This is a genomic window from Sphingobium scionense (assembly GCF_014197035.1).
GTDB classification, from domain to species: domain Bacteria; phylum Pseudomonadota; class Alphaproteobacteria; order Sphingomonadales; family Sphingomonadaceae; genus Sphingobium; species Sphingobium scionense.
In genome coordinates, this window is record NZ_JACIEU010000005.1 from 92,761 (window position 1) to 113,066 (window position 20,306).

Here is a 20,306-nt window from a genome sequence, read left to right on the forward strand (position 1 = left end):
TGGCCTCTCCCCAATATTGCCTCGGCTAATGATATTGCGAGTATATTGCAATATGTAACATGCTGATTTGCCTTTATATTGCTACGGCCCATCCGACGCCGCGCTGCGCGCGCGGACGTCAGCAATGATCCGGACTGAACCGTCACAAAATAGCAATCAAACTGACGCTGTCATGTAATCGAATCGTCATAGAGGCCCGCCAACCCTGTTGGAGAGCAATGCCCGATGCGCCGCCTGTCCCTCTGTCTTTTCGCCCTGATGGCGCTGCCCGCGACTGCCCATGCCAGCGAGGATGAGCAACTCTGGACTACCACCAGCGCGACGGTGAAGCTGTCCGATCACTGGCGCCTCCAGCAGGAGATCGTCGCCCGCTTCAGCAATGATCGGAATGGCCTGTACGAGATCGAGAGCAACACGCTGGTCGGCTACAAGCTCGACAAGCAGGTGACGGTCTGGGCGGGGTACACCCATGACCCGCAATATGCCGGCGGCGATTTCACCGTGATGGAGCATCGCGCCCGCGAACAGGTGACGTTCGACAATATCCTCAAGCTCGGCCCGGTGTCGGTCAGCGCGCGGATGCGGATGGAGCAGCGCTGGCGCGAAGGGATTGACGGCACGGCCTGGCGCCTGCGGCCCTATGTGAAGCTGACCATGCCCTTCAGGGAAGGCGGCAAGACCGCACTGATTTTGAGCCATGAGAGTTTCATCGATCTCAACAAGACCAATTTCCAGCGCGTCCAGGGCGAGGAGCGGATGCGCAACCTGATCGCGATCACCACGCCGCTGGCAAAGAATGTGAATGCGGAGATCGGCTATCTCCACCAGCATGGATTCCGCCCCGATGCCGACGACAGCAACGACAATGTCGCCTCGCTCTCGCTCAGTTTCAGCTTCTGAACGGCATCTGGTCGGTGACGCCTATTCCCGATGCCCCCTGGCCGCGCGCAGGCCAGCGCGGCCGGCCAATGCGCGCTTCAACGCGGCGGGATGGGGGGCGATCAGGAAGCCGAAGCTGACCGTGCCTTCCTTGGTCTCGACCGCATGGTGCAGCCGATGCGCCTGGACGATCCGCTTCATGTAGCGGGATCGGGCGACATAGCGGTGGCGTACCCGCTGGTGGACGATGATGTCGTGGAAGCCCAGATAGATGGCGCCATAGGCGGCGACGCCGGCGCCGACGGCCGTCGCCCAATTGCCCCAGCCCCATTGCACCCCGCCCAGCAGCAGCAGGATGGAGGGCATGGCGAAGATCACGAAATAGAGGTCATTGGCCTCGAAGAAGCCGGTGCGGGGGCGGTGGTGGCTGGCATGGAGGAACCAGCCGGGGCCATGCATCACCCAGCGGTGCATCACATAGGCAAAACCCTCCATCAGCGCGATCGTGACGACGAAGAGCAGTAGGAGGGCAATCGGAGGCATGGGCGCCTTATAGGCAGCGGCGCGGGCCAAGGCGACCCGTAAAGACCGCATATGGCAAAGGGCCGCGATCCCCTTTGGAGAGCGCGGCCCTGTTCATCCCCGAAGGGAAAGCGGATCAGAAGGAGGCGGTGAGCGAACCGAGCACGCCGGCCTTGCTGATATTGTGGCCTGCCGACGAATAGAGCGACTTGTCGGTGTCGACATAGGACACGCCGAAGGTCAGGTGACCCCAGGTGTAGGTCGCGCCGATGTTCCAGTCGGTATATTCCTTGCCGATGGTCAGGTAACTCGGGCCGAAGCTGTGGCCCAGATGCGCCGACACGCCCAGCGGGGTGTTGGGGATCGAGGCCGAGACGTCGCCGGCGAGGTAGAGATTATCTTCCTTGCCATTGCCGACGGTCAGCGCCTTGGCCTTGGGGGCGTAGTTGGCGGTCAGCTTGGCGGTGGCGGGGCCGAACGTGCCCTTGATCGAGGCATAGGGCTCGACGAAGTCGGTGTTCGCGCCGGCATTGCCCGGATAGTAATAATAGAGGACGCCAACGTCGATCGTCGCGCCGCCGACCGTGGTCGAATAGCCGCCGATCAGGTCGAGTTCCTGGTCCGAGCCGTTGGCGACATATTCGTCGATCGAACTGCCCCAGGTCGAGACATAGAAGCCCGATTCATGGGCAACGGTGATGCCACCTTGTAGCGCGAACTTCTTGTTGGTCTGGGAAATGCCGCGGAAGCGATAGTCGCTGACGACGGCGGCATTGCCGGTGACGGTCACCGCAGGAGCCGGCTCATCCTGGGCCATGGCCGGTGCCGACAGCGCAGCGAAAGCGGCGGTGAGAAGGGAGGCCGAGAGGCCGAGAATGGACTTACGCATGTTGATCCCCTTGATGGTTCTGCGATCGTCCCGCCTGCGTCCAGGCGCCTGCCTCTATGCTTCCCCCAAGGGAAATGGGCCGGCTTGCCTCAACGCTTCCGGGCATGCCCGCGCGCGCTGCGCCGCACAAGATATTATTGCTATTTGATGTCTTTTACGTCTTTTATTGTTGCTACTACGCAACAAGGCGCGATGCTGCATTCGCCGGACGGCGGGAATATATATCTGATAATGCGCGATTTATCGGATTTAGTGGCGTTGCTGCGGCCGCTCAGGATCGTGAACGATCCGGCTCGTCTGGCTCATTCATTGCTGAATCATGTCTATGCTGCGGTTGCCGCAGTTCGACGACGTGGCGCGGATAGGGGACGATGATGCCGCGCGCCTTGAACTTGTCCAGCACCCGCATCAGAACGTCGGACGTCACGCCGCCCACGCCATTTTCCGGGTCGCTGATCCAGACGCGAATCTCGTGCTCCAGCCGATATTGGCCCAGCGCCGTCAGCCACACCTTGGGCTCGGGTTGCTTGAGTGCGCGCGGGCTTTCCTGTGCCGCTTCCAGCATCAATTGCTGGGCCAGCGCAATGTCGCTGTCGTTGCTGATGCCCACCGGAATGCGGACGCGGATATTGCGATCGGAATAGGACCAGTTCTCCACCTCCTGCGTCATCAGGATTTCGTTGGGGATGAGATGCTTCTTGCCGTCGCGGGTGATGATCGACACGGCGCGCACGCCGATCTTGCTGACCCAGCCGAAACTGTCGCCGACCGCGATCACGTCGCCCGGCTTGATCGACCGGTCCATCAGCAGGATGATGCCCGCGATCAGATTGCCCACCGTCTTCTGCAGGCCGAAGCCGACCGCGAGGCCAAGCGCGCCGGAAAAGACGGTGAAGGCGGTAAGGTCGATCCCCAATATGTCGATGCCGATGAAGAAGGCGGCGATGAGCACCGCGATTCCGGCCAGCTTCTGCCCCAGCAATTTCTGGGTCGGGTCGAGATCGGGCGCCTTCTGGATGCTGCGGCGAATCAGCCGGTTGGCAAGGCGGATACCGGCGAGCAGCGCGACCAGTGTCGCGGCGATCGAGAGGATGTCGAGCAGGCTGATGCGGCGCTTGCCCAGCGTCAGCGCGACGTCATCCAGCATCGACCCGACCGGCGCGATTCCGCCGCTGCTGCCCGATATCACCATCACGAACAGCAGCAGGGCGAGCGGCGTGATCGCCCAGCGGGGGAAGCTGAGCGCTTGCAGCAGATGCAGCGCAAGCAGCGCGACGGCACAGGCGAGCGCGGTGCCCAGGATCAGATGGGCGATGCTGTCCGCCGGCCAGAGCGCCAGCGCCGTCGCGAACAGCGGTACGCTGATCGCATGGCGCAGCATCGGACGGACATGGGTGGAAACCAGATCGCTGAGCGCGGGTAGGCTGTCCTTCACGCGCGGGGCCAGCAGGCGTGCCACGCTATGGGCAATGGCATAGAGTAGCAGCGAGATGCCGACCGCGATCAGCGGCTGGGTGATGTCCGCATTGCCCGGCAACCGGGCCAGCCATGCGGACATCTGCGTCATCCGCGTGTCGCCCGGAAGCGGGCGAGGCCGGCGTCAAGGTCGGCGATCAGGTCGGCGGGATCCTCCAGACCGATCTGCAGCCGGATGACCGGGCCTTCCGCCTGCCATACGGTCGCCGTGCGATAGCGGGCCGGATCGACCGGCAGGGCCAGGCTTTCGAACCCGCCCCAGCTATAGCCGATGCCGAAATGGGCAAGGCCATCGATCAGCGCGGCACGGGCCGCCTCGTCCCCGCCCTGCAGCACGAAGCTGAACAGCCCGGTCGAGCCGCTGAAGTCGCGCGCCCACAATTCATGGCCGGGACAGTCGGGCAAAGCGGGGTGCAGCACGCGGGCGACGTCTGGCTGCTCGGTCAGCCAATGCGCGATCTCCAGCGCGCTCGCCTGATGCTGGGCCAGGCGGACGCCGAGCGTGCGCAGGCCACGGCTGGCGAGCCAGGCATCGTCGGGGCTGGTCATCTGGCCGAACAGATAGGCGGACTGGCGGACCTTCGGGAACAGCGCCGGTGTGGCAGTGACCGACCCCATCATCACGTCGCTATGGCCGACAATATATTTGGTGCAGGCGAGGATCGCGATGTCGACGCCATGGGCCAGCGCCGGGAAGAAGAGCGGCGTCGCCCAGGTATTGTCGAGCAGGGTGGTGATGCCGCGATCGCGCGCGATGGCGGTGATCGCCGGCACATCCTGCACCTCGAAGGTCAGGCTGCCGGGGCATTCCAGGAAGATGGCGCGGGTGCGATCGGTCACCAGATCGGCGATGCCGGCGCCGATGGTCGGGTCATAATAGAGCGTCTCGATGCCGAAGGGTTTCAGCACCTGTTCGCAGAAATTGCGGGTCGGGTCATAGGCGCTGTCGACCATCAGCAACTGGTCGCCCGGCCGCAGCACCGCCATCAGCGCGCAGGCGATCGCCGCCACGCCCGAAGGGAAGAGCATCGTGCCCTCCGCGCCCGGCTCCATCTCGGTCAGCGCATCGGCCAGGCTCCAGCTCGTCGGCGTGCCCTTGCGTCCGTAGAACAGCCGCTCATGGGTGCTGCTGCCCGCTGCCTTCCGCAGATGGGCGACATCGTCATAGAGGATGGTGGAGGCGCGCCACACGCCCGGACTGACGATCGCGCCGGGTTGCCCCGGCATGCCGGTCCAGTCGGCGCGGCGGCCGGCCTGGGCCAGCCTGGTCAGCGGCCTTCTGCTGTCGTCGCTCATGCGGCGGGTCCGGTCGCCTTGGGGGTGGCGGGGTCGAACCCCCATTCCGACCAACTGCCGTCATAGAGGCTGATGTCGCGCTTCCCGAGCGTTTCGAGGGCGGCGAGGATGATCGCTGCGGTCACGCCGCTGCCGCAGGTGGTGATGATCGGCCGGTCGAGATCGGTGCCGGCGTCGATCAGCAGGCGGCGCAGTTCCTCGCCCTGCTTCAGACTGTTGTCGGCGGCGAAGAAGGCGGAGGAGGGGATGTTGCGGCTGCCGGGAATATGGCCTGACGCCATGCCGGGGCGGGGTTCGGCCTCGGCGCCGGTGAAGCGCCCCGCGCCCCGCGCGTCGAGTAGTTGCGCCGTGCCGCTGTCGAGATTGGCGAGGATATCCGCCTTGGTGCGAACCTGCGTCCGGTCGAGCCTGGCGACGGCATCGCCGGGCACGATGGCGGGCGTGCCGCTTTCGACCGGGCGGCCTTCGGCAACCCATTTGGGCAGCCCGCCGTCCAGGATCGCGGCGGATGCGCCCAAACCATAGACGCGCATCATCCACCAGCCGCGCGCCGCGCTGTGGGTCGGGCTGTTGTCATAGATGACGATACGGCTGTCGGCGTTGACGCCCAGCGCCTGCATGCGCTGCGTCATCAACGCGTCGGGCGGCAACTGGCCCGGCACCGGATCGGCGGGGTCGCTCAGGCTCGGCAGGTCCATATAGGCGGCGCCGGGAACATGGGCCGCGTCGAACTCGGCGCGCGGGTCGCGCGGCGTGCCGGGCAGGAACAGGCTGGCGTCGAGAATGACGAGATCGGCCTTGCCGATTTCGCCGGCCAGCCAGTCGGTGGAAACGAGAATATCCATGCGGCCCCTTTTAACCTTGTCAGGCGGTTATCTTAGGAGCGGCCTGCCGGACAGGAAAGGGAAATGCTCAGGCCGGCGGCACTTCGGCGGCGGCGCGGGCGGCTGGCCGCCGATATTGGCGCGGCCCCTGGTCGAGGCGGAAGGGCGACAGGCGCTCGGCGGGCGGTTCCTGTTCCTGGCCGACGATGAAGGCGCGGCCGGTGCGGCCGGTGCCTTCGGGCGCTTCCTCATCCTCGCCCCAGCGATAATGGGCGTCGAAGGCGGCGATCGGCACCAGCAGCGACCGCTCGCCCATCGTCACCGGCACGATCTCGTCCTGGGCCAGGCGCAGTTCGTTGGTCATGCGCACGGTTTCGCCCGGCGCGATCGAGACGATCGAATGCAGCGGCATGCCGGTCTCGCCACCGAAGAAATGGCGCAGCAATTCATCCTGTTGTGCGCCCGCATTGCCCAACAGGCCGCGCACCATGATGTCGCGGGCCGGGCGCTCGCCGCGATTGTGGAGCAACAGCGTATAGCCGATGGTCACGCCGATCAGCGAGGAGCGGGCGAGGCTGATGTCGAGGCCCATCTCGACCCAGGGGCGGTCCCCGGCGTCGCTGGCCGGAGCCGATGCCACGGGTTCGGGGGCAGGCGCTGGTGGTGGCGCTGCTGCTGCGGGGGCGGGCGGAGGCGGTGCGACAGGCGCCTGGGCTGGTCGGGGTGCTGCCGGCACTGGTGCGGCATCGACTTGCGGGGCTTTCGCCACATGACGGCGACGCATCAGCAGGAATCCGGCGATCACCGCCAGCGCGGCGATTGCGGCGGCGATCCAGGGCCAGCTCAACCCCTGCGCTTCGGCTTCCTGCGAGGGTTCGACAGTGGTGACGCTGTTGTCGGCCATGACCGGCTCGGGTGAGGGCAGGGCGGCCGGCGGCGGCGTTTCCACCGCGTTGGCGGCATTGTCCGGTTCCGCCACGGCGGGCGCCGGGCTGGGCTGAGTTGCTATGGTGTCGCGCGCGGCCGGGCGTTCGGTGGGGGCGGGCGTGGGCGTCGTGCGCGCGTTGCGTGGCGTTTCGGTTCGCGTCGGTGTCGGGCGCTGCGATGCGGGGGCAGGCGTGGTCGCGGGCGCGCGCTGGGTCGGCGCGGGCGTCACGGTCGGCGCGATGATCGGCGGCAGCGACGGCGTCGGTGTAGGCGTGGGCGTCGTCGTGCCACGGAACACATCCAGTTCCGGCCCCTGGCGGCGCGGGTCATCGGCCGGTGGCGGCGGCGCGGCACGCTGCAGATTGACGACCGGATCGCTGCCGGTGGCTTGTTGTGCCAGCGCGGGCGTGACTGCCAGCAGCGGCAGGACGGAAAGGAACAGACGCATAGACCCCATGGCCCTGCCAAGGCAGAAATTTTGCTGAACGCCAGATGAACGGAAGCGCGCGCGCGCCGGACCGATGACAAATTGCGTGTAATCGACTACATGCGCCCTCATGACCGATACCCCGCTCCATCTCGGCCGCGCCAGCACCCTGCCGCAGCGGCCCGAGGACGCCGTCCTCGACTATGTCCCCAATCCCCGTCCGGGCAAGCCCTATCTGGTGCGCTTCACGGCGCCCGAATTCACCTCGCTTTGCCCGGTGACCGGCCAGCCGGACTTCGCTCATCTGGTGATCGACTATGCGCCCGGTGCGACCATCGTCGAATCCAAGGCGCTCAAGCTGTTCCTGGGCAGTTTCCGCAACCATGCCGGCTTCCATGAGGATTGCACCGTGGGCATCGGCGAGCGGCTGTTCACCGAAATGCAGCCGATCTGGCTGCGCATCGGCGGCTATTGGTATCCGCGTGGCGGCATCCCGATCGACGTCTTCTGGCAATCGGGCGAACCGCCCGCCGGCCTGTGGCTGCCGCCGCAGGACGTGCCGGGCTATCGCGGCCGCGGCTGAGCCATACAGCCGTTCGTTTCGAGCTTGTCGAGAAACGGAGGCGCTTGTCGCTTCTCGACTGGGCTCGAAGCGAACGGAGGAGGGTGCTGGCCCGCCTTCTTGTTGGACGAACGCACAACAGGCTTCGACCAACGACATTCTCTTGCGGATAGTTCACTTGACCCCTGGGGGGAAACGGCCGATCCGGTTTGCATGTTGCGCGTGACTATGTCTCATTGCGCCATCCAAGCCGTATCGGAGTTCCTTCCCCCATGCCCTTGTCGAAAATCCTGCCGTTCCTGATGGCGGCCGCGCCGCTGGCGATCGCCGTGCCCGCGCTGGCCCAGACCGCGCCTGCCGGCCCCGCCGCCGGCGTCACCACCCAGCTGCCCCGTGGCGCCGCGCCCAGCCATTATGCGATCGAAGTGACGCCCGATGCGGCGAACCTCACATTCACCGGCAAGGTGACGATCGACGTTACCGTCGCCACTGCCATGCCGGCACTGGTGCTGAACGCGGCCGACCTGACCGTCTCCAGCGTCACCCTGACCCCGGCCAAGGGCAAGGCGATCACCGGCACGGCCAAGGTGGATGCCGATGCTCAGACCGTCAGCCTCGACTTCGGCAAGCCGGTCCAGCCGGGCAGCTACAAGCTGACCATGGTCTATGCCGGCATCATCAACCAACAGGCGAACGGCCTGTTCGCGCTCGACTATACGGACAATGCCGGCGCCGCGAAGCGCGCGCTTTTCACCCAGTTCGAGGCACCCGACGCCCGCCGCTTCGTGCCGAGCTTCGACGAGCCGAGCTACAAGGCGACGTTCGACCTCTCCGCTGTGGTCCCGGCGGACCAGTTGGCGGTCGGCAACATGCCGGTCAAGGCGACCAAGGACATCGGCAGCGGCAAGAAGCTGGTGACCTTCGGCACCAGCCCCAAAATGTCCTCCTACCTGCTCTTCTTCGGCCTGGGCGAACTGGACCGCGCGACCAAGATGGCGGGCAATACCGAAGTCGGCGTCATCACCGGCCGGGGCAATACCGGCAAGGCGCAGCTGGCGCTCGATGCGTCGGCGGCGATCCTGCCCTATTATAATGAGTATTTCGGCGTGCCCTTCCCGCTGCCCAAGCTCGACAATGTCGCGGGTCCGGGCCAGAGCCAGTTCTTCAGCGCGATGGAGAATTGGGGCGCGATCTTCACCTTCGAACGCACCTTGCTGGTCGATCCGCGCTTCACCTCCGAAGAGACCAAGCGCGCCATCTATGAAGTGGCCGCGCATGAAATGGCGCATCAGTGGTTCGGCGATCTCGTCACCATGGCCTGGTGGGACGATCTGTGGCTGAACGAGGGCTTTGCCAGCTGGATGGCGACCAAGGTCACCGACAAGCTGAACCCGGAATGGGAAGCCCTGCTGTCGCGCGTCGATGGCCGCGAGCGGGCGATGAGCCTCGACGCGCTCAAGACCACCCACCCGGTCGTGCAGAAGATCACCACCGTCGATCAGGTGAACCAGGCGTTCGACGCCATCACCTATCAGAAGGGTGAGGCGGTCATCACCATGCTCGAAGGCTATGCCGGCGAAGATGCGTGGAAGGCGGGCATCCAGTCCTACATGAAGAGCCACGCTTACGGAAACACCGTCACCGACGACCTGTGGAAGGCCGTCGAGGGCGCGGGTGCCAAGGGCCTGGTCAGCATTGCCCATGATTTCACCAGCCAGCCGGGTATCCCGCTGGTCAAGGTGGAAAGCGCCCAGTGCCAGGGCGGCAACACCATCCTGACGCTGAGCCAGGGCGAGTTTAGTCGCGACGCCAAGGACAAGGCGCCGCTCAAGTGGAATGTGCCGGTCAAGGCGCAGGTGCAGGGCGGCGAGGCGCAGCGCCTGATCCTGCAGGGCAATGGCCAGATCACGCTGCCGGGCTGTGGCGCCTATGTCATCAATGCGGGCCAGACCGGCTATTATCGCTCGCTCTATCCCGCCGCCAATATCCAGGCGCTGGCCAAGGGATTCAGCCAGCTGTCGAGCATGGACCAGACCGGCCTGATGGCGGACAATTTCCAGCTGGCGCTGGGTGGATACCAGCCGATCGGCCTGGCACTCGACCTGGTCGACGCGGTGCCGGTCAATGGCAGCCCGGCCGTGCTGGCCGAAGTGCCCGGTTACCTGAAGAGCAGCTATGACATGCTGGAGGGCGATGCCGCCGCCCAGGCGAAGGTCGCGGCCTATGCCTCGGCCAAGCTGACCCCGGCGCTGACGGCCATCGGCTATGATGCCAAGGCCGGCGAAGGACCGCAGGTGCCGGTGCTGCGCACCAGCCTGGTCGCGACGCTGGGCAGCATGGGCGACAAGGGCGTGGTGGCCGAGGCCAACCGCCGCTTCGCCGCGCTGGCGACCAACCCGGCCGCGCTCGACGGGCCGCTGCGCAATGTGTGGCTGGGCATCATCGCCCAGAATGCCGATCAGGCGACCTGGGACAAGCTGCGCGTCATGGCCAAGGGCGCGCAGAGCGACCTCGAAAAGAGCACGCTCTATGCGCTGCTCGGCAAGGCGAAGGACGAGAAGCTCAGCCAGCAAGCCCTGGATCTCGCCCTGACCGACGAGCCGGGCAAGACCACCAGCGCCGCGATCATCGGCCAGGTGGGCGTCGCCCATCCGATGCAGGCGGTCGACTATGTGCTGGCGCACAAGGCGCAATATGAGGCGCTGATCGACGTATCGGCGCGCAGCCAGGCGCTGGCCCGTCTGGGCGGCGGATCGGCCGACCCGGCGATGGTGACCAAGCTGGACGCCTATGCGACCCAGTATCTGACGCCGGAATCGCGCAAGGTGGTCGACCGCTCGATTGCCGCGATCAAGACCCGGATCGAGACGCGCAGCCGGTTGAAGGCGCCGACAGCCGCCTGGTTCGCGGGCAAGAAGTAACGCCTGTCTCCCCTCCCTTCCAGGGAGGGGGCGGGGGGGGGCGAGCGAAAGCGAGCCTCCTTCGGAGGCTACCCACCCCTAACCCCTCCCTGGAAGGGAGGGGAACAAGGCTGTTTATCGGGGCAGGCCCAATGCCTTGGCGATGTCGTCCCAGGCGACCAGCTTGAAATTCTGCGCCGCCGCCGCGTTATGGCCATCCTGCGCGATGAACAGCCCGCCGGGATAGGCCGGGCCGAAATCACCCAGCATCAGCTCGATCCCGTCGGTTTCCTCCGACCCGCCGATCGCGCCGTCGACGACGCGGAAGCGGCCGACATAGCTGTCGTCGGACAGGCGATAGGCGACATAGGCATTGTCCCCCTGGCTGGAGACGAGGACATAGCCGTCCTTCTCGCCGATCGGGGCGATGGCGACGCCTTCGGCATCCATCACCAGATTCTTGCCGTCGGCCGCCGCGATCTTGGTTGGCGTGGCGGAGCCGGTTGCGCGCGCGTCGAAGCGCCACAGGCCGACATCTTCCTCCGCGACATAGAGAATGCCGGTGCGGTCATCGACGGCGCAGCCTTCCGACTGGGTGCCAAGTTTCATGGTGCGGACAATCCTGCCGGTGGGCGTCGCGCCGGACGCATCGAGCGCGACCTGGTTGATCGTGCCGTCCTTCAGCACGATGAAGGCGTAGGTCGCCTCCGGTGCCTTGTACAGGCAGATGCCATAGGCCTCGCCCTTGCCGGCATCGATCTTGCCCAGGGCCGTCAGCTTCGCTGTCATGCTGTCGAGCCGGAACAGGGCCAGCTTGGCGTTCGCCACATCATTGCGGTCCGACGCCACGACCAGGATGCCGGTCTGGCCGTTCACCGCCACGCCATCGCGCAGGTCGACATTGTTGACCCGGCCGGCGTCCAGGAAATCGCGGGTCTTGCCGTCCAGGCCATAGACATAGAGGCCGGCCTTCTTGTCGGTGCCGACGATCAGGCTGGCGGCCGGATCGGCGGCATTGCGCCAGATTGCCGGATCATCGGCCGCATCGGCATTGGGCGTGCCGACCGGGGTGGTCTCGCCGCGCGCGGTGACGTTGACCGCCGGGGTCGCATTGGCGATGCGCACGGCGACCGGCACTTCCTGTTCTGCGGTGGCGCAGGCAGCAAGTGCAAGCAGGCTGGTCAGGGAAAGGGCGAGACGCTTCGTCATGATGGTCCTCACTTGCCGCGCGCGACGCATTTGCCGCCGTCGGGGCCGATATTGCCGGTGCAGGTGCGTACCGCGATGGTGGGCTCGCTGGTGTTGGTCAGGTGATTGCCGTCCGCCCGCTTCTCCAGATCAAAGCCATCATAGAGTTTGCCCGATGCGGTATAGGTGCGGAATTTCAGGCGATCGCCGTCCACGTCCACGACCTGATAAAGCTCGGTCGCCTCGGCCGTCTTGTCCGGCTGGGTGCGGGCGCGGTCGTTGAGGCCGTACATTTTCGAGCCGGTGACGGAGACGAGATAGACTGGTCCCTGAATTGCACCATCCTTGCGCGCCTGCGCGGAGGCTTCGCGACCGGCCTCGGACGTCAGGCGGCTGTAGCAATGGTCATGGCCTTGCAGCACCAGATCGACCTTGCGCTTGTCGAAGACGGGTTTCCAAGCGGCCTTCACTTCCGACGTATCTTGCGGTCGGGCGCATGTGAACACAGGCTGGTGGAACAGCACGACGTTCCATTTGGCCTTGCTGGACGCGAGGGTGGCGTCCAGCCATGCGGTCTGCTGCGCCATGGTGCCCAGATCGATGGCCGATGTGCCGTCGAGGATGATGAAGCGCACGCCCTGATAATCGACAAAATAGGTGGTCTTGAGGCCCGGCACGCCATTGTCGGGCAGGGCGAATTGCAGCGGGAAATAGGGGCCGAGCTTGCGGCTCTCGCTGCCGTCGGGCTTCACCACATCGACATATTCATGGTTGCCGGTCGCGGGTAGTTGCGGGACGATAGACCAGTTATAGCTGCCGGCCTGGTTGAACTCGCCCCATTCGTCGTCATGGTCGAGGTCGTCGCGCTGGGCGGCGAGATCGCCGGCATGGGCGACCAGTTCGATCCCGCCATTGGCGTGGAAGGCCTGACGAATGACGCGGCTGGCATAGGTGAGGATGCCGTTCTGGATGTCGCCCAGATAGAGGAAGCGGAAGGGCCTGGCTTCAGCCGCCGCCGTGCGGAATTGCAGCCACTCGCTCCAGCCCGCGCTGCCCTTCAGCCGATAGGCATAAACGGTGTCGGGCGTCAGATTGTCGAACCGGATCTGGTGGTAGAGGGCCGGGCCATTGGCGCTATCCTTCGCGGTGCCGACGGGGCCGGTCACGGTCCTGGCCTTCTCCTCCAGCGTCGGGCCGTCGACCGAGATGGCGATCTGCGCTTCGCTGGCGGCCTGGGCGGTGTCGGTGCGCCAGGCGACGGCCATGCCGCGCGACGGATCGGCGGCGGGCGTCAGCATGATCCGGTCGGGCAGGCTGCGCGCCGCATAGGGCGTGCCGGCGGAGCGGGGCACGGACGGGGCGGCGGCCGGCTGGGCGGAGAGCGGCGCAGCGCTCGCCATCAGCAGCATGGTCAGGAACAGTCGGGACATGGGCGTCCTTTCCGGGAAAACGGGACTTGCCGGCCGCGCAAGGGCGCGACCGGCAAGCAGGGGAAAAACGAACGGGATCAGAAGCTGGCGGTGATGCCGAACTTCGCGGTCCAGTTATATTCCTCATATTGCAGCAGGCGCTTGGCACCGGCATAGTTCTGATAGGCGAAATAGGGTTCGTTGGTGGCGTTGATCCACTCGGCAAAGACCCGGACGCCCGGCGCGACGCGATATTTCGCGCTCAGGTCGAGCTGGAAATGATCGTCGACATAGCGATCATCCTCGGCCTTGCCGCCCAGCTCATCCAGATATTTGTCACGATAGGTGCCCGCCGCGCGCAGCGAGATCGGTCCCTTCTCATAGCCCAGGACGAGGTTGAACGTGTTCTTGGACGAAGAGGCCAGCGGGACGGTACGGGGATCGGCGATGTCGCCATCCGTCAGCACCGTACCCTTGGCGTCGGTGTAGGTATAGTTGGCGTTCAAGAGCAGACCGTCGAACGGTGCGGGCAGGAAGCTGAACACCTGGCTGTAGGACAGTTCGAAGCCCTTGATCTTCGCCTTGTCGCCATTGATGTAGGTGGTCAGCTGATTATAGTCGACGCCATAGATGGTGCCCGGTTCCTCGATCGTCTGTTCGACGACGAAGTCCTTGATCGACTTCCAGAAGAAGCCACCGGTCAGGGCGGCGTTGGTGCCGAAATACCATTCGGCCGACACGTCCATGTTCCAGGCATCATAGGGCTTCAGGTTCGGGTTGCCGAGCGTGGCTTCGCCATCTTCGTTGATGTCGAAGCGCGGGGCCAGGTTGGACAGCTTGGGACGCACCAGGCTCTTGTAGCCGCCGAAGCGGAAGACGAGGTTGCGGACGGGTTCGTAACGCACCGTCAGGCTGGGTAGCCAGTTGGTATAGTTGCGCACGAAGCGGGTCGGCGTGATCGTGATATCCTCGACCTCGTCGCCGGTCGCCAGGGTCTGGAAGGCGCGGATGTCATTGCGGGTCTGTTCTACGCGGACACCCGTGATGACGCGCAGCGTGTCGCTGTCCCAGCGGCCCATCAGGTAGCTGGCGAGGATATCCTCGGTCACCGAATAATCGGACGTGGTCGAGTTGAGCAGCGAATCGAAATCGTTGCGCTCGAAATTGGCCTGGTTGGCGTAGAAGAAATTGGTCGGGCCGGTGTGGCTCGCCTGCGGCAGGATATCCTGAATGCGATAGGTCTGGCCGCCCAGCACGTCGGCGAGCGTATAGTCGCCATCATAGCCGTCATAGACGTCCGACTGGAGATTATAGCTCTTCTTGCGCCAGCGTGCCTTCATGCCGGTCTGGACGGTGAAGGTGCCACCATCGGTGGCGAAGGCGCGGCTGATGTCGCCCCTGATCGTATATTCGCGATCCTTCGAGTCCGACAGCGTGGTGCGTTCCAGCTCGTTGAAGCCATATTCCGACGGATCGTAGAAAGCGTCGGTATTGCCGGTGACGGTGTAGGTCGGCTTCATCGGGTTCGAATAGTCGAAGCCGACATTGACGCCGTCGCCGTCGAAGCGGGCGCGGAAGCGGGTAGGGTCGATCGAGCCGTTCTCGCGTTCGCTGGCTTCCGACCAGCTGCCCGCATAGGTCAGTTTCCAGGGACCAGTGTTGGTTTCGCCACCCAGGGTCAGCGACTTGATGCGCTGCTTTTCGAACCGGTCCTTCATGCGGCGACGCACTTCGATGCGGCCGTCCTCATCGCTGAACTGGGCCGAAGTGGCAGTGCCCGATGCGGGTTCTTCATCCATGATGAAGATCACGTCGCCGCGATATTCCTGATCCTCGAACTGGCTGTAGAGGCCGCGGGCGTAGAGCTTGGTCGTGTCGGTCGCCAGCCAGTCGAGGCTGAGCGAACCGCCGAGGCGCTTACGCTGCACGTCATAGTCGCGATACTGGATTTCCTCGGCATAGGCGATGCCATCGTCCGTCTGGTTCCAGTCGGCCGCCTCGATATTGTCGCTCTCGAACTTGCGCTTGTAATAGCTGAAGCCGCCGGCGATGCCGAAGCGATCGGTGATGCGGGTCGAGAAATCGACGCTGCCCTTGGGCGTCAGCGCGTCGGCATAGTCGTTATAGCTGCCTTCCAACTTGACCGAGTAGAGGTCCTTCTTGCGGTCGAAGGCGCTGGTGGTGTTGATTTCGATCGAGGCACCGATCGTGTCGCCGTCCATGTCCGGCGTCAGCGACTTCTTGATTTCGATCGATTCGATCAGTTCCGAAGGGATGACGTCCAGCGCGACCGATCGGACGTCGCTTTCCGGCGCCGGCACGCGGGTGCCGTTGATCGAGGCGGCATTGAGTTCCGGGTCCAGGCCGCGGACCGACACGAAGCGGCCTTCGCCCTGGTCGTTCAGGATGTTGACGCCGGGTAGGCGGCGGATCGATTCGGCGACATTCTGGTCGGGGAACTGGCCGATCGCGTCGCGGGTCAGGACGCTTTCGACACCGTCGGCCGCGCGCTGGCGCGACAGCGTCGATGCCTGGTTGGCGACCTGGCCGACGACAATGATCGACGCATCGATGTTCGAACCGATGCGGATATCGGCATCGACGTCACCGGTGGCGGGCACGACGACGGTGGTGCGGACCGGATCGGCGCCGACATAGCGGGCCTCGATCGTGTAGGTGCCCGGCGCAACATCGGGAAAGCGATAGGAGCCATCGCGACCGGCTTCGGCGACGCGGCCATTTTCGACGATGCGCAACTGGGTCGACTGCAGCGCGCGGGTGCCGGTGCCGTCGGACACGGTGCCGGTGATCGTCCCGGCGAAGGCGGCGGCGGGCATGGCGGTGGCAAGGATGATCGCGGCGCGGCTCGCGCCACGGAACAAGGTCTTCATGGTGAATGCTCCCCTTCGGTTGGGGAGGCCATTGGCGATGAGTCCTTACGGCTTCATGGCAGTATGATTGCAGATAAAAGTCTGAAAAATGTAACTTATGTGACGTGGCGCAAGGGCCACATGACTTGGGCGGGCTGGGGCGCCCCGATGTCGGCCGCCCCGGACGCCTGTCAGCCTAGCGGTGCGGTGGCCCAGCGGCGCAGGCGCGCATAGAGGGCGGCGATCACGCCGGCGAAGATCAGCACCGACAGCGGCACCGCCCAATGGCTTTCGCCGACCAGCGCAAGCGGCGCGTCGCTGTCGGTCGAGGCGACGATACCGGCGAAAGCGACGCCGAACAGGCTTTCGCCGACGATGAAACCGGTCGCCATCAATACGCCCATGCGCTCGGCAAATTCGGGGTTCGCCTGGCGCAGCGACCAGCGATTGTAGACATGACCGATCACCGCGCCGACCGGGATCAGCAGGGTCAGCGCCATCGGCAGATAGATGCCCATGCCGACCGCGAGCGGCGGAAGGCGCAGCTTGCCCGCCTTGCCCAGCAGCTCGTCGAGCGCAACGATGACGACACCGATGGCGGCGCCGAAGCCGATCAGGCCCCAGTCGAGATCGCCGCCCAGCACGCCCTTGGCGAGCGCGGAGATCAGCGCGGCCTGCGGTGCGGGCAGGGCGTTGGGACCGGCGCCGGGCGCACCGGCAAAGCCGAAGGCGCTGTTCAAGAGGTCGAGCACCGGCGGGATCACCAGCGCGCCGAACAACACGCCCAGCACCAGCGCGATCTGCTGCTTCCACGGCGTCGCGCCGACCAGCTGGCCGGTCTTCAAATCCTGCAGATTGTCGTTGGAGATGGTGGCGACACCGAACACGATGGCGGTGGTGAACAGCGCATAGGCGATCAGCGCCTGGCTCTGTTCCGGGTTGCCACCCGAGCCGTAGATGGCAGCGAGGATCAGCGAGGCGCCCAGCACGGCGAGAATGCCGACGCCCGAAATCGGGCTGTTCGACGCGCCGATGAGGCCGGCCATATAGCCGCAGACCGACGCGATGACGATGCCGGCGACCAGGATATAGGCCAACGTCAGGCCGATGATCGGTACCGGATTGGCGGCGATCGGGCCGCCCTGGGCAAACACCCACAGCAGCACCGCGATCGGTACCAGCGAGGCGAGGATGGTACCGAAGACGATGCCGATCGGCAGGTCGCGCTCGGTGATGTCCAGCATGCCGGCATCGCCCGACTTGCGGACCTTGGCGGCATTGAGGGCAGAGCGGATGCCGCTGATGATCGGGCCGAGGATCTTGAGCAGCGTCCAGATCGCGGCGATGCCGATCGTGCCGGCGCCGATGAAGCGGGCCTTCATGCGGAAGGTGGTGCCGACCAGGTCGGCAAGGTCTGCACCAGCCGGCAGCGGGCTGGTGAGATAGGGGACGATGCCCACCCAACTGATGAGCAGGCCGACGAACATCGCGACGCCGACGGAGATACCGACGAGATGACCGACACCGATCAGCGCCATCGAGAAGCTGGTCGAGACCGAACTGGCGCCGGCACCCAGCTTGAAGAAGGTGGCGGCCTCCTCGGCCAGGATCTTGGTCTTGGCGATGATCGAGAAGCTGGCGGCGGCGAGCGAACTCATGACGATGGCGGCCAGGCCGCGCTTATTTTCTTCCAGGCCCTCGCGCGAACCGGCGCCGACCTTGAGCACTTCGGCGGCGGCGACGCCCTCGGGATAGGGCAGGTCCGATCCGGTGACCAGCGCGCGGCGCAGTGGCACCGAATACATGACGCCCAATATGCCGCCTAGCGCGATGGTGAAGGCGGAGAGCCAATAGGGGAAGCCCTGCCACCAGCCGATGATGACCAGGCCCGGCAGCACGAAGATGATCGCCGACAGCGTGCCGGCGGCCGAAGCGATGGTCTGGACGATGTTGTTTTCCAGGATCGTGCCGGTCGCGAACAGGCGCAGCACCGCCATGGAGATGACTGCGGCGGGGATCGACGTGGCGAAGGTCAGGCCGATCTTGAGGCCGAGATAGACGTTCGCGGCGGTGAACAGCAGGGTGATGAGCGCGCCAAGAATGACGCCGCGTAGCGTCAGCTCCGCCATCGGCACGGCCTTGGCCGAATCGGTTGTCACTGCTCTTTTCCCTTCGCCAGTCGATCGATCAAGCGGTCGGTAATAATGTTGCTGGCGCTTGGATCAATCTTAAACTGGCCGACAGGGCGGTCAGGAATCGCGGCCAGCGCCGGCGTCAGCCAGCACGGCATGGTCCAGATAGGCGTCGACCAGTCTGGTCCAGCGTTCGTAACCGCGCGGATTCATGTGCAAACCATCGGCGCGAAACAGCGATGCGTCGGGCAGGCCGTCGGTGGCGAGCAAGGGGCGGCCGACATCGAGATAGTCGAATTTCATCGTCTTGCTGCGCGCCGAAACGATCATGTTGACCGCCGCCATCTGGGGCCAGAGCGTCCAGCGGATCGGGCTGGGTTTTAGCGAGAGATAGGCGATATGTGCCCTGGGATAGTCGGCGCGCAATTGGCGCAGCAGGGTCAGGATGTCCTGGGCGACCTTGTCAGGAGTGGCACCGGCAGCCAGATCATTTTCGCCGACATAGACGATGATCGATCGCGGCTTCGCCTTGGGCAGCAAGCGCTTGTAATAATGCAGCACGTCGGGCGTGGTCGCACCGCCAAAGCCGCGATTGACCGTGCCGATATCGGTGAAGCTGCCCTTGATGTCCCACAGGCGAATGCTGGAACTGCCCAGGAACAATGTCGCGTCGGCGATCGGCGGGCCGGCCGCCTCGGCTTTGGCAAAGGCGGCGATCTCGTTGGAGAAGGGGAAGGTCGGATCGGCATTGGGTACCGCGACCTTGTCCTGCGTCGGCGGCGGGGCCGCGTGCAGCGCCCCTCCCGCAACGAGCCACAGGGCAATGCCGATCGCGGCCTGCCAGTGCGGCTCAGTGCCGGTGGCGCGGGCGCAGCTGATATTTGCCATCCGCATAATCGCCGAACAGGCCGGTGATCGCCGGGTGGTCAACCGGCTCCTCGCTGTCGTCGGCCACCAGATTCTGCTGGCTCACATAGGCGACATAGCTGTTCTCGCCATTTTCGGCGAGCAGGTGATAGAAGGGCTGCTGCTTGTCGGGCCGGGCATGTTCGGGGATCGATTCATACCATTCCTCGCTGTTGGCGAAGACCGGATCGATATCGAACACCACGCCGCGAAAGCCGAAGCTGCGATGCTTGAGCACATCGCCGATGCTGAAGCGGGCATGGACGACCGGCGGGGCAATTATGCTGGTACCGATATTCTGAATCGTGACTTTCATATGACCAATTTAGGGAGCCTGCGCAGGGAGACAAGAAAAATACTGAAAAGGGCGCTTGGCAAGCGGAGAATCATTCGCTAATGGGCGCCCCTCGACCCGATCGGTCCGGCATTTTTCCCTTGCGGTTCAGTGCTTCCGGTCTTCTGCGGAGAGGTGGCAGAGTGGTCGAATGCACCGCACTCGAAATGCGGCGTGCCCGAGAGGGTACCGAGGGTTCGAATCCCTCCCTCTCCGCCACTTATCTCATAAGATTATGAGATAAAAAGGTTCTTCCCTGATTCTGGGCTGCCGAGCGTTCAATCGCTATACAACGGTGCTACAGAATGAGATCGATGACATATCTCCGGGCGACCACAGATGGTGGTTTCGAGGTCCGTATGACCGTCCCGACAATGCATCCAATTCGCCGAGCAGCCGCGCAACCGGAACACCGCATGGTCACGCCAAATGCGCTTCGACATGGTCTGCGACGCAAACGGCATCGAGCACCGGCTCACCAAACCACCCGTGGACGAACGGTCAGGTCGAGCGGATGAACCGGATCATCAAGGAGGCGACCGTCAAGCGCTTCCACTATGAGAGCCAAGACCAACTCCGCACGCATCTCGCCGACTTCATGGCCGCCTACAACTTTGCCCGTCGGCTCAAGACGCTGAGCGGTCTCACACTCTACGAATACATCACCAAAATCTGGACGGCAGAGCCAGAACGGCTCATCGTTAACCCAATCCACCAGATGCCGGGACTAAACATCTAGGGTCGATCGCGGTTGGGCGATTCTCG

At 64.7% G+C, this 20,306-nt stretch carries 15 protein-coding genes, 1 tRNA gene and 1 pseudogene; 5 read left to right on the top strand and 12 right to left on the bottom strand.

Annotated features, from left to right (window positions below):
- The first annotated feature begins 225 nt into the window (after positions 1-225).
- Entirely contained in the window at positions 226-900 is a 675-nt protein-coding gene (locus tag GGQ90_RS06995) for a DUF2490 domain-containing protein (RefSeq protein ID WP_188081464.1), read from the top strand.
- Positions 901-921: 21 nt separating this feature from the next.
- Here GGQ90_RS06995 and GGQ90_RS07000 read toward each other — a convergent pair whose 3' ends face one another.
- From GGQ90_RS07000 to GGQ90_RS07025, 6 genes are all read right to left on the bottom strand, one after another.
- Positions 922-1,422 carry a sterol desaturase family protein gene (locus GGQ90_RS07000; protein ID WP_188081465.1) on the bottom strand — a complete coding sequence of 167 codons (501 nt, stop codon included), beginning with the start codon at positions 1,420-1,422 and terminating at the stop codon, positions 922-924.
- A 115-nt stretch (positions 1,423-1,537) separates the two neighbouring features.
- Positions 1,538-2,290 carry a TorF family putative porin gene (locus GGQ90_RS07005; protein WP_188081466.1) on the bottom strand — a complete coding sequence of 251 codons (753 nt, stop codon included), beginning with the start codon at positions 2,288-2,290 and terminating at the stop codon, positions 1,538-1,540.
- 271 nt (positions 2,291-2,561) lie between these two features.
- Positions 2,562-3,857 (bottom strand): mechanosensitive ion channel family protein, encoded by a 1,296-nt coding sequence (locus GGQ90_RS07010; RefSeq protein WP_188081467.1) that lies wholly within the window; start codon positions 3,855-3,857, stop codon positions 2,562-2,564.
- Positions 3,854-5,062, bottom strand: a complete 1,209-nt coding sequence (gene metC / locus GGQ90_RS07015; protein WP_188081468.1) for a cystathionine beta-lyase — start codon at positions 5,060-5,062, stop codon at positions 3,854-3,856. The genes GGQ90_RS07010 and metC overlap by 4 nt, the downstream gene beginning before the upstream one ends.
- Positions 5,059-5,907: a sulfurtransferase gene (locus GGQ90_RS07020; protein ID WP_188081469.1), complete on the bottom strand. Its 849-nt coding sequence runs from the start codon at positions 5,905-5,907 to the stop codon at positions 5,059-5,061. The genes metC and GGQ90_RS07020 overlap by 4 nt, the downstream gene beginning before the upstream one ends.
- 67 nt (positions 5,908-5,974) lie before the next feature.
- On the bottom strand, positions 5,975-7,261 hold the full coding sequence (locus GGQ90_RS07025) for a hypothetical protein (RefSeq protein WP_188081614.1): 1,287 nt from the start codon (positions 7,259-7,261) through the stop codon (positions 5,975-5,977).
- A gap of 109 nt (positions 7,262-7,370) precedes the next feature.
- On the opposite strand from GGQ90_RS07025, the gene queF reads away from it, so the two are divergent.
- Together queF and GGQ90_RS07035 are read left to right on the top strand one after the other, a co-directional pair.
- The gene (gene queF, locus GGQ90_RS07030; protein WP_004210067.1) at positions 7,371-7,823 is read left to right on the top strand and encodes a preQ(1) synthase; all 453 of its coding nucleotides are present in this window, start codon (positions 7,371-7,373) and stop codon (positions 7,821-7,823) included.
- Between the two features lie 251 nt (positions 7,824-8,074).
- A complete protein-coding gene (locus GGQ90_RS07035; protein ID WP_188081470.1) occupies positions 8,075-10,723 on the top strand; it encodes a M1 family metallopeptidase in 2,649 nt (882 codons plus the stop codon).
- A 114-nt stretch (positions 10,724-10,837) separates the two neighbouring features.
- Here GGQ90_RS07035 and GGQ90_RS07040 read toward each other — a convergent pair whose 3' ends face one another.
- The 6 genes from GGQ90_RS07040 to hspQ form a co-directional block, all read right to left on the bottom strand.
- Positions 10,838-11,911 (bottom strand): phytase, encoded by a 1,074-nt coding sequence (locus GGQ90_RS07040; RefSeq protein WP_188081471.1) that lies wholly within the window; start codon positions 11,909-11,911, stop codon positions 10,838-10,840.
- Between the two features lie 8 nt (positions 11,912-11,919).
- Entirely contained in the window at positions 11,920-13,320 is a 1,401-nt protein-coding gene (locus tag GGQ90_RS07045; RefSeq protein WP_188081472.1) for a purple acid phosphatase family protein, read from the bottom strand.
- 77 nt (positions 13,321-13,397) lie between these two features.
- Positions 13,398-16,190: a TonB-dependent receptor gene (locus tag GGQ90_RS07050; RefSeq protein ID WP_188081473.1), complete on the bottom strand. Its 2,793-nt coding sequence runs from the start codon at positions 16,188-16,190 to the stop codon at positions 13,398-13,400.
- A 170-nt stretch (positions 16,191-16,360) separates the two neighbouring features.
- Positions 16,361-18,298 carry an OPT family oligopeptide transporter gene (locus tag GGQ90_RS07055; RefSeq protein WP_223178143.1) on the bottom strand — a complete coding sequence of 646 codons (1,938 nt, stop codon included), beginning with the start codon at positions 18,296-18,298 and terminating at the stop codon, positions 16,361-16,363.
- 120 nt (positions 18,299-18,418) lie between these two features.
- On the bottom strand, positions 18,419-19,195 hold the full coding sequence (locus GGQ90_RS07060; RefSeq protein ID WP_188081475.1) for a GDSL-type esterase/lipase family protein: 777 nt from the start codon (positions 19,193-19,195) through the stop codon (positions 18,419-18,421).
- Positions 19,152-19,523 carry a heat shock protein HspQ gene (hspQ, locus tag GGQ90_RS07065; RefSeq protein WP_188081476.1) on the bottom strand — a complete coding sequence of 124 codons (372 nt, stop codon included), beginning with the start codon at positions 19,521-19,523 and terminating at the stop codon, positions 19,152-19,154. The genes GGQ90_RS07060 and hspQ overlap by 44 nt, the downstream gene beginning before the upstream one ends.
- Before the next feature lie 147 nt (positions 19,524-19,670).
- Between hspQ and GGQ90_RS07070 the strand changes: the two genes are divergently transcribed.
- Both GGQ90_RS07070 and GGQ90_RS07075 read left to right on the top strand, forming a co-directional pair.
- Positions 19,671-19,760 (top strand) — tRNA-Ser (locus GGQ90_RS07070).
- Between the two features lie 216 nt (positions 19,761-19,976).
- Positions 19,977-20,280 (top strand): annotated as a pseudogene (locus GGQ90_RS07075) (integrase core domain-containing protein); the annotation flags it as partial.
- Positions 20,281-20,306 lie beyond the last annotated feature (26 nt).

Coding starts and splice junctions, on each gene's coding strand:
- GGQ90_RS06995 (WP_188081464.1), top strand. CDS start 226: ATGCGCCGCCTGTCCCTCTGTCTTTTCGCCCTGATGGCGCTGCCCGCG.
- GGQ90_RS07000 (WP_188081465.1), bottom strand. CDS start 1,422: ATGCCTCCGATTGCCCTCCTACTGCTCTTCGTCGTCACGATCGCGCTG.
- GGQ90_RS07005 (WP_188081466.1), bottom strand. CDS start 2,290: ATGCGTAAGTCCATTCTCGGCCTCTCGGCCTCCCTTCTCACCGCCGCT.
- GGQ90_RS07010 (WP_188081467.1), bottom strand. CDS start 3,857: ATGACGCAGATGTCCGCATGGCTGGCCCGGTTGCCGGGCAATGCGGAC.
- metC (WP_188081468.1), bottom strand. CDS start 5,062: ATGAGCGACGACAGCAGAAGGCCGCTGACCAGGCTGGCCCAGGCCGGC.
- GGQ90_RS07020 (WP_188081469.1), bottom strand. CDS start 5,907: ATGGATATTCTCGTTTCCACCGACTGGCTGGCCGGCGAAATCGGCAAG.
- GGQ90_RS07025 (WP_188081614.1), bottom strand. CDS start 7,261: ATGCGTCTGTTCCTTTCCGTCCTGCCGCTGCTGGCAGTCACGCCCGCG.
- queF (WP_004210067.1), top strand. CDS start 7,371: ATGACCGATACCCCGCTCCATCTCGGCCGCGCCAGCACCCTGCCGCAG.
- GGQ90_RS07035 (WP_188081470.1), top strand. CDS start 8,075: ATGCCCTTGTCGAAAATCCTGCCGTTCCTGATGGCGGCCGCGCCGCTG.
- GGQ90_RS07040 (WP_188081471.1), bottom strand. CDS start 11,911: ATGACGAAGCGTCTCGCCCTTTCCCTGACCAGCCTGCTTGCACTTGCT.
- GGQ90_RS07045 (WP_188081472.1), bottom strand. CDS start 13,320: ATGTCCCGACTGTTCCTGACCATGCTGCTGATGGCGAGCGCTGCGCCG.
- GGQ90_RS07050 (WP_188081473.1), bottom strand. CDS start 16,190: ATGAAGACCTTGTTCCGTGGCGCGAGCCGCGCCGCGATCATCCTTGCC.
- GGQ90_RS07055 (WP_223178143.1), bottom strand. CDS start 18,298: ATGGCGGAGCTGACGCTACGCGGCGTCATTCTTGGCGCGCTCATCACC.
- GGQ90_RS07060 (WP_188081475.1), bottom strand. CDS start 19,195: ATGCGGATGGCAAATATCAGCTGCGCCCGCGCCACCGGCACTGAGCCG.
- hspQ (WP_188081476.1), bottom strand. CDS start 19,523: ATGAAAGTCACGATTCAGAATATCGGTACCAGCATAATTGCCCCGCCG.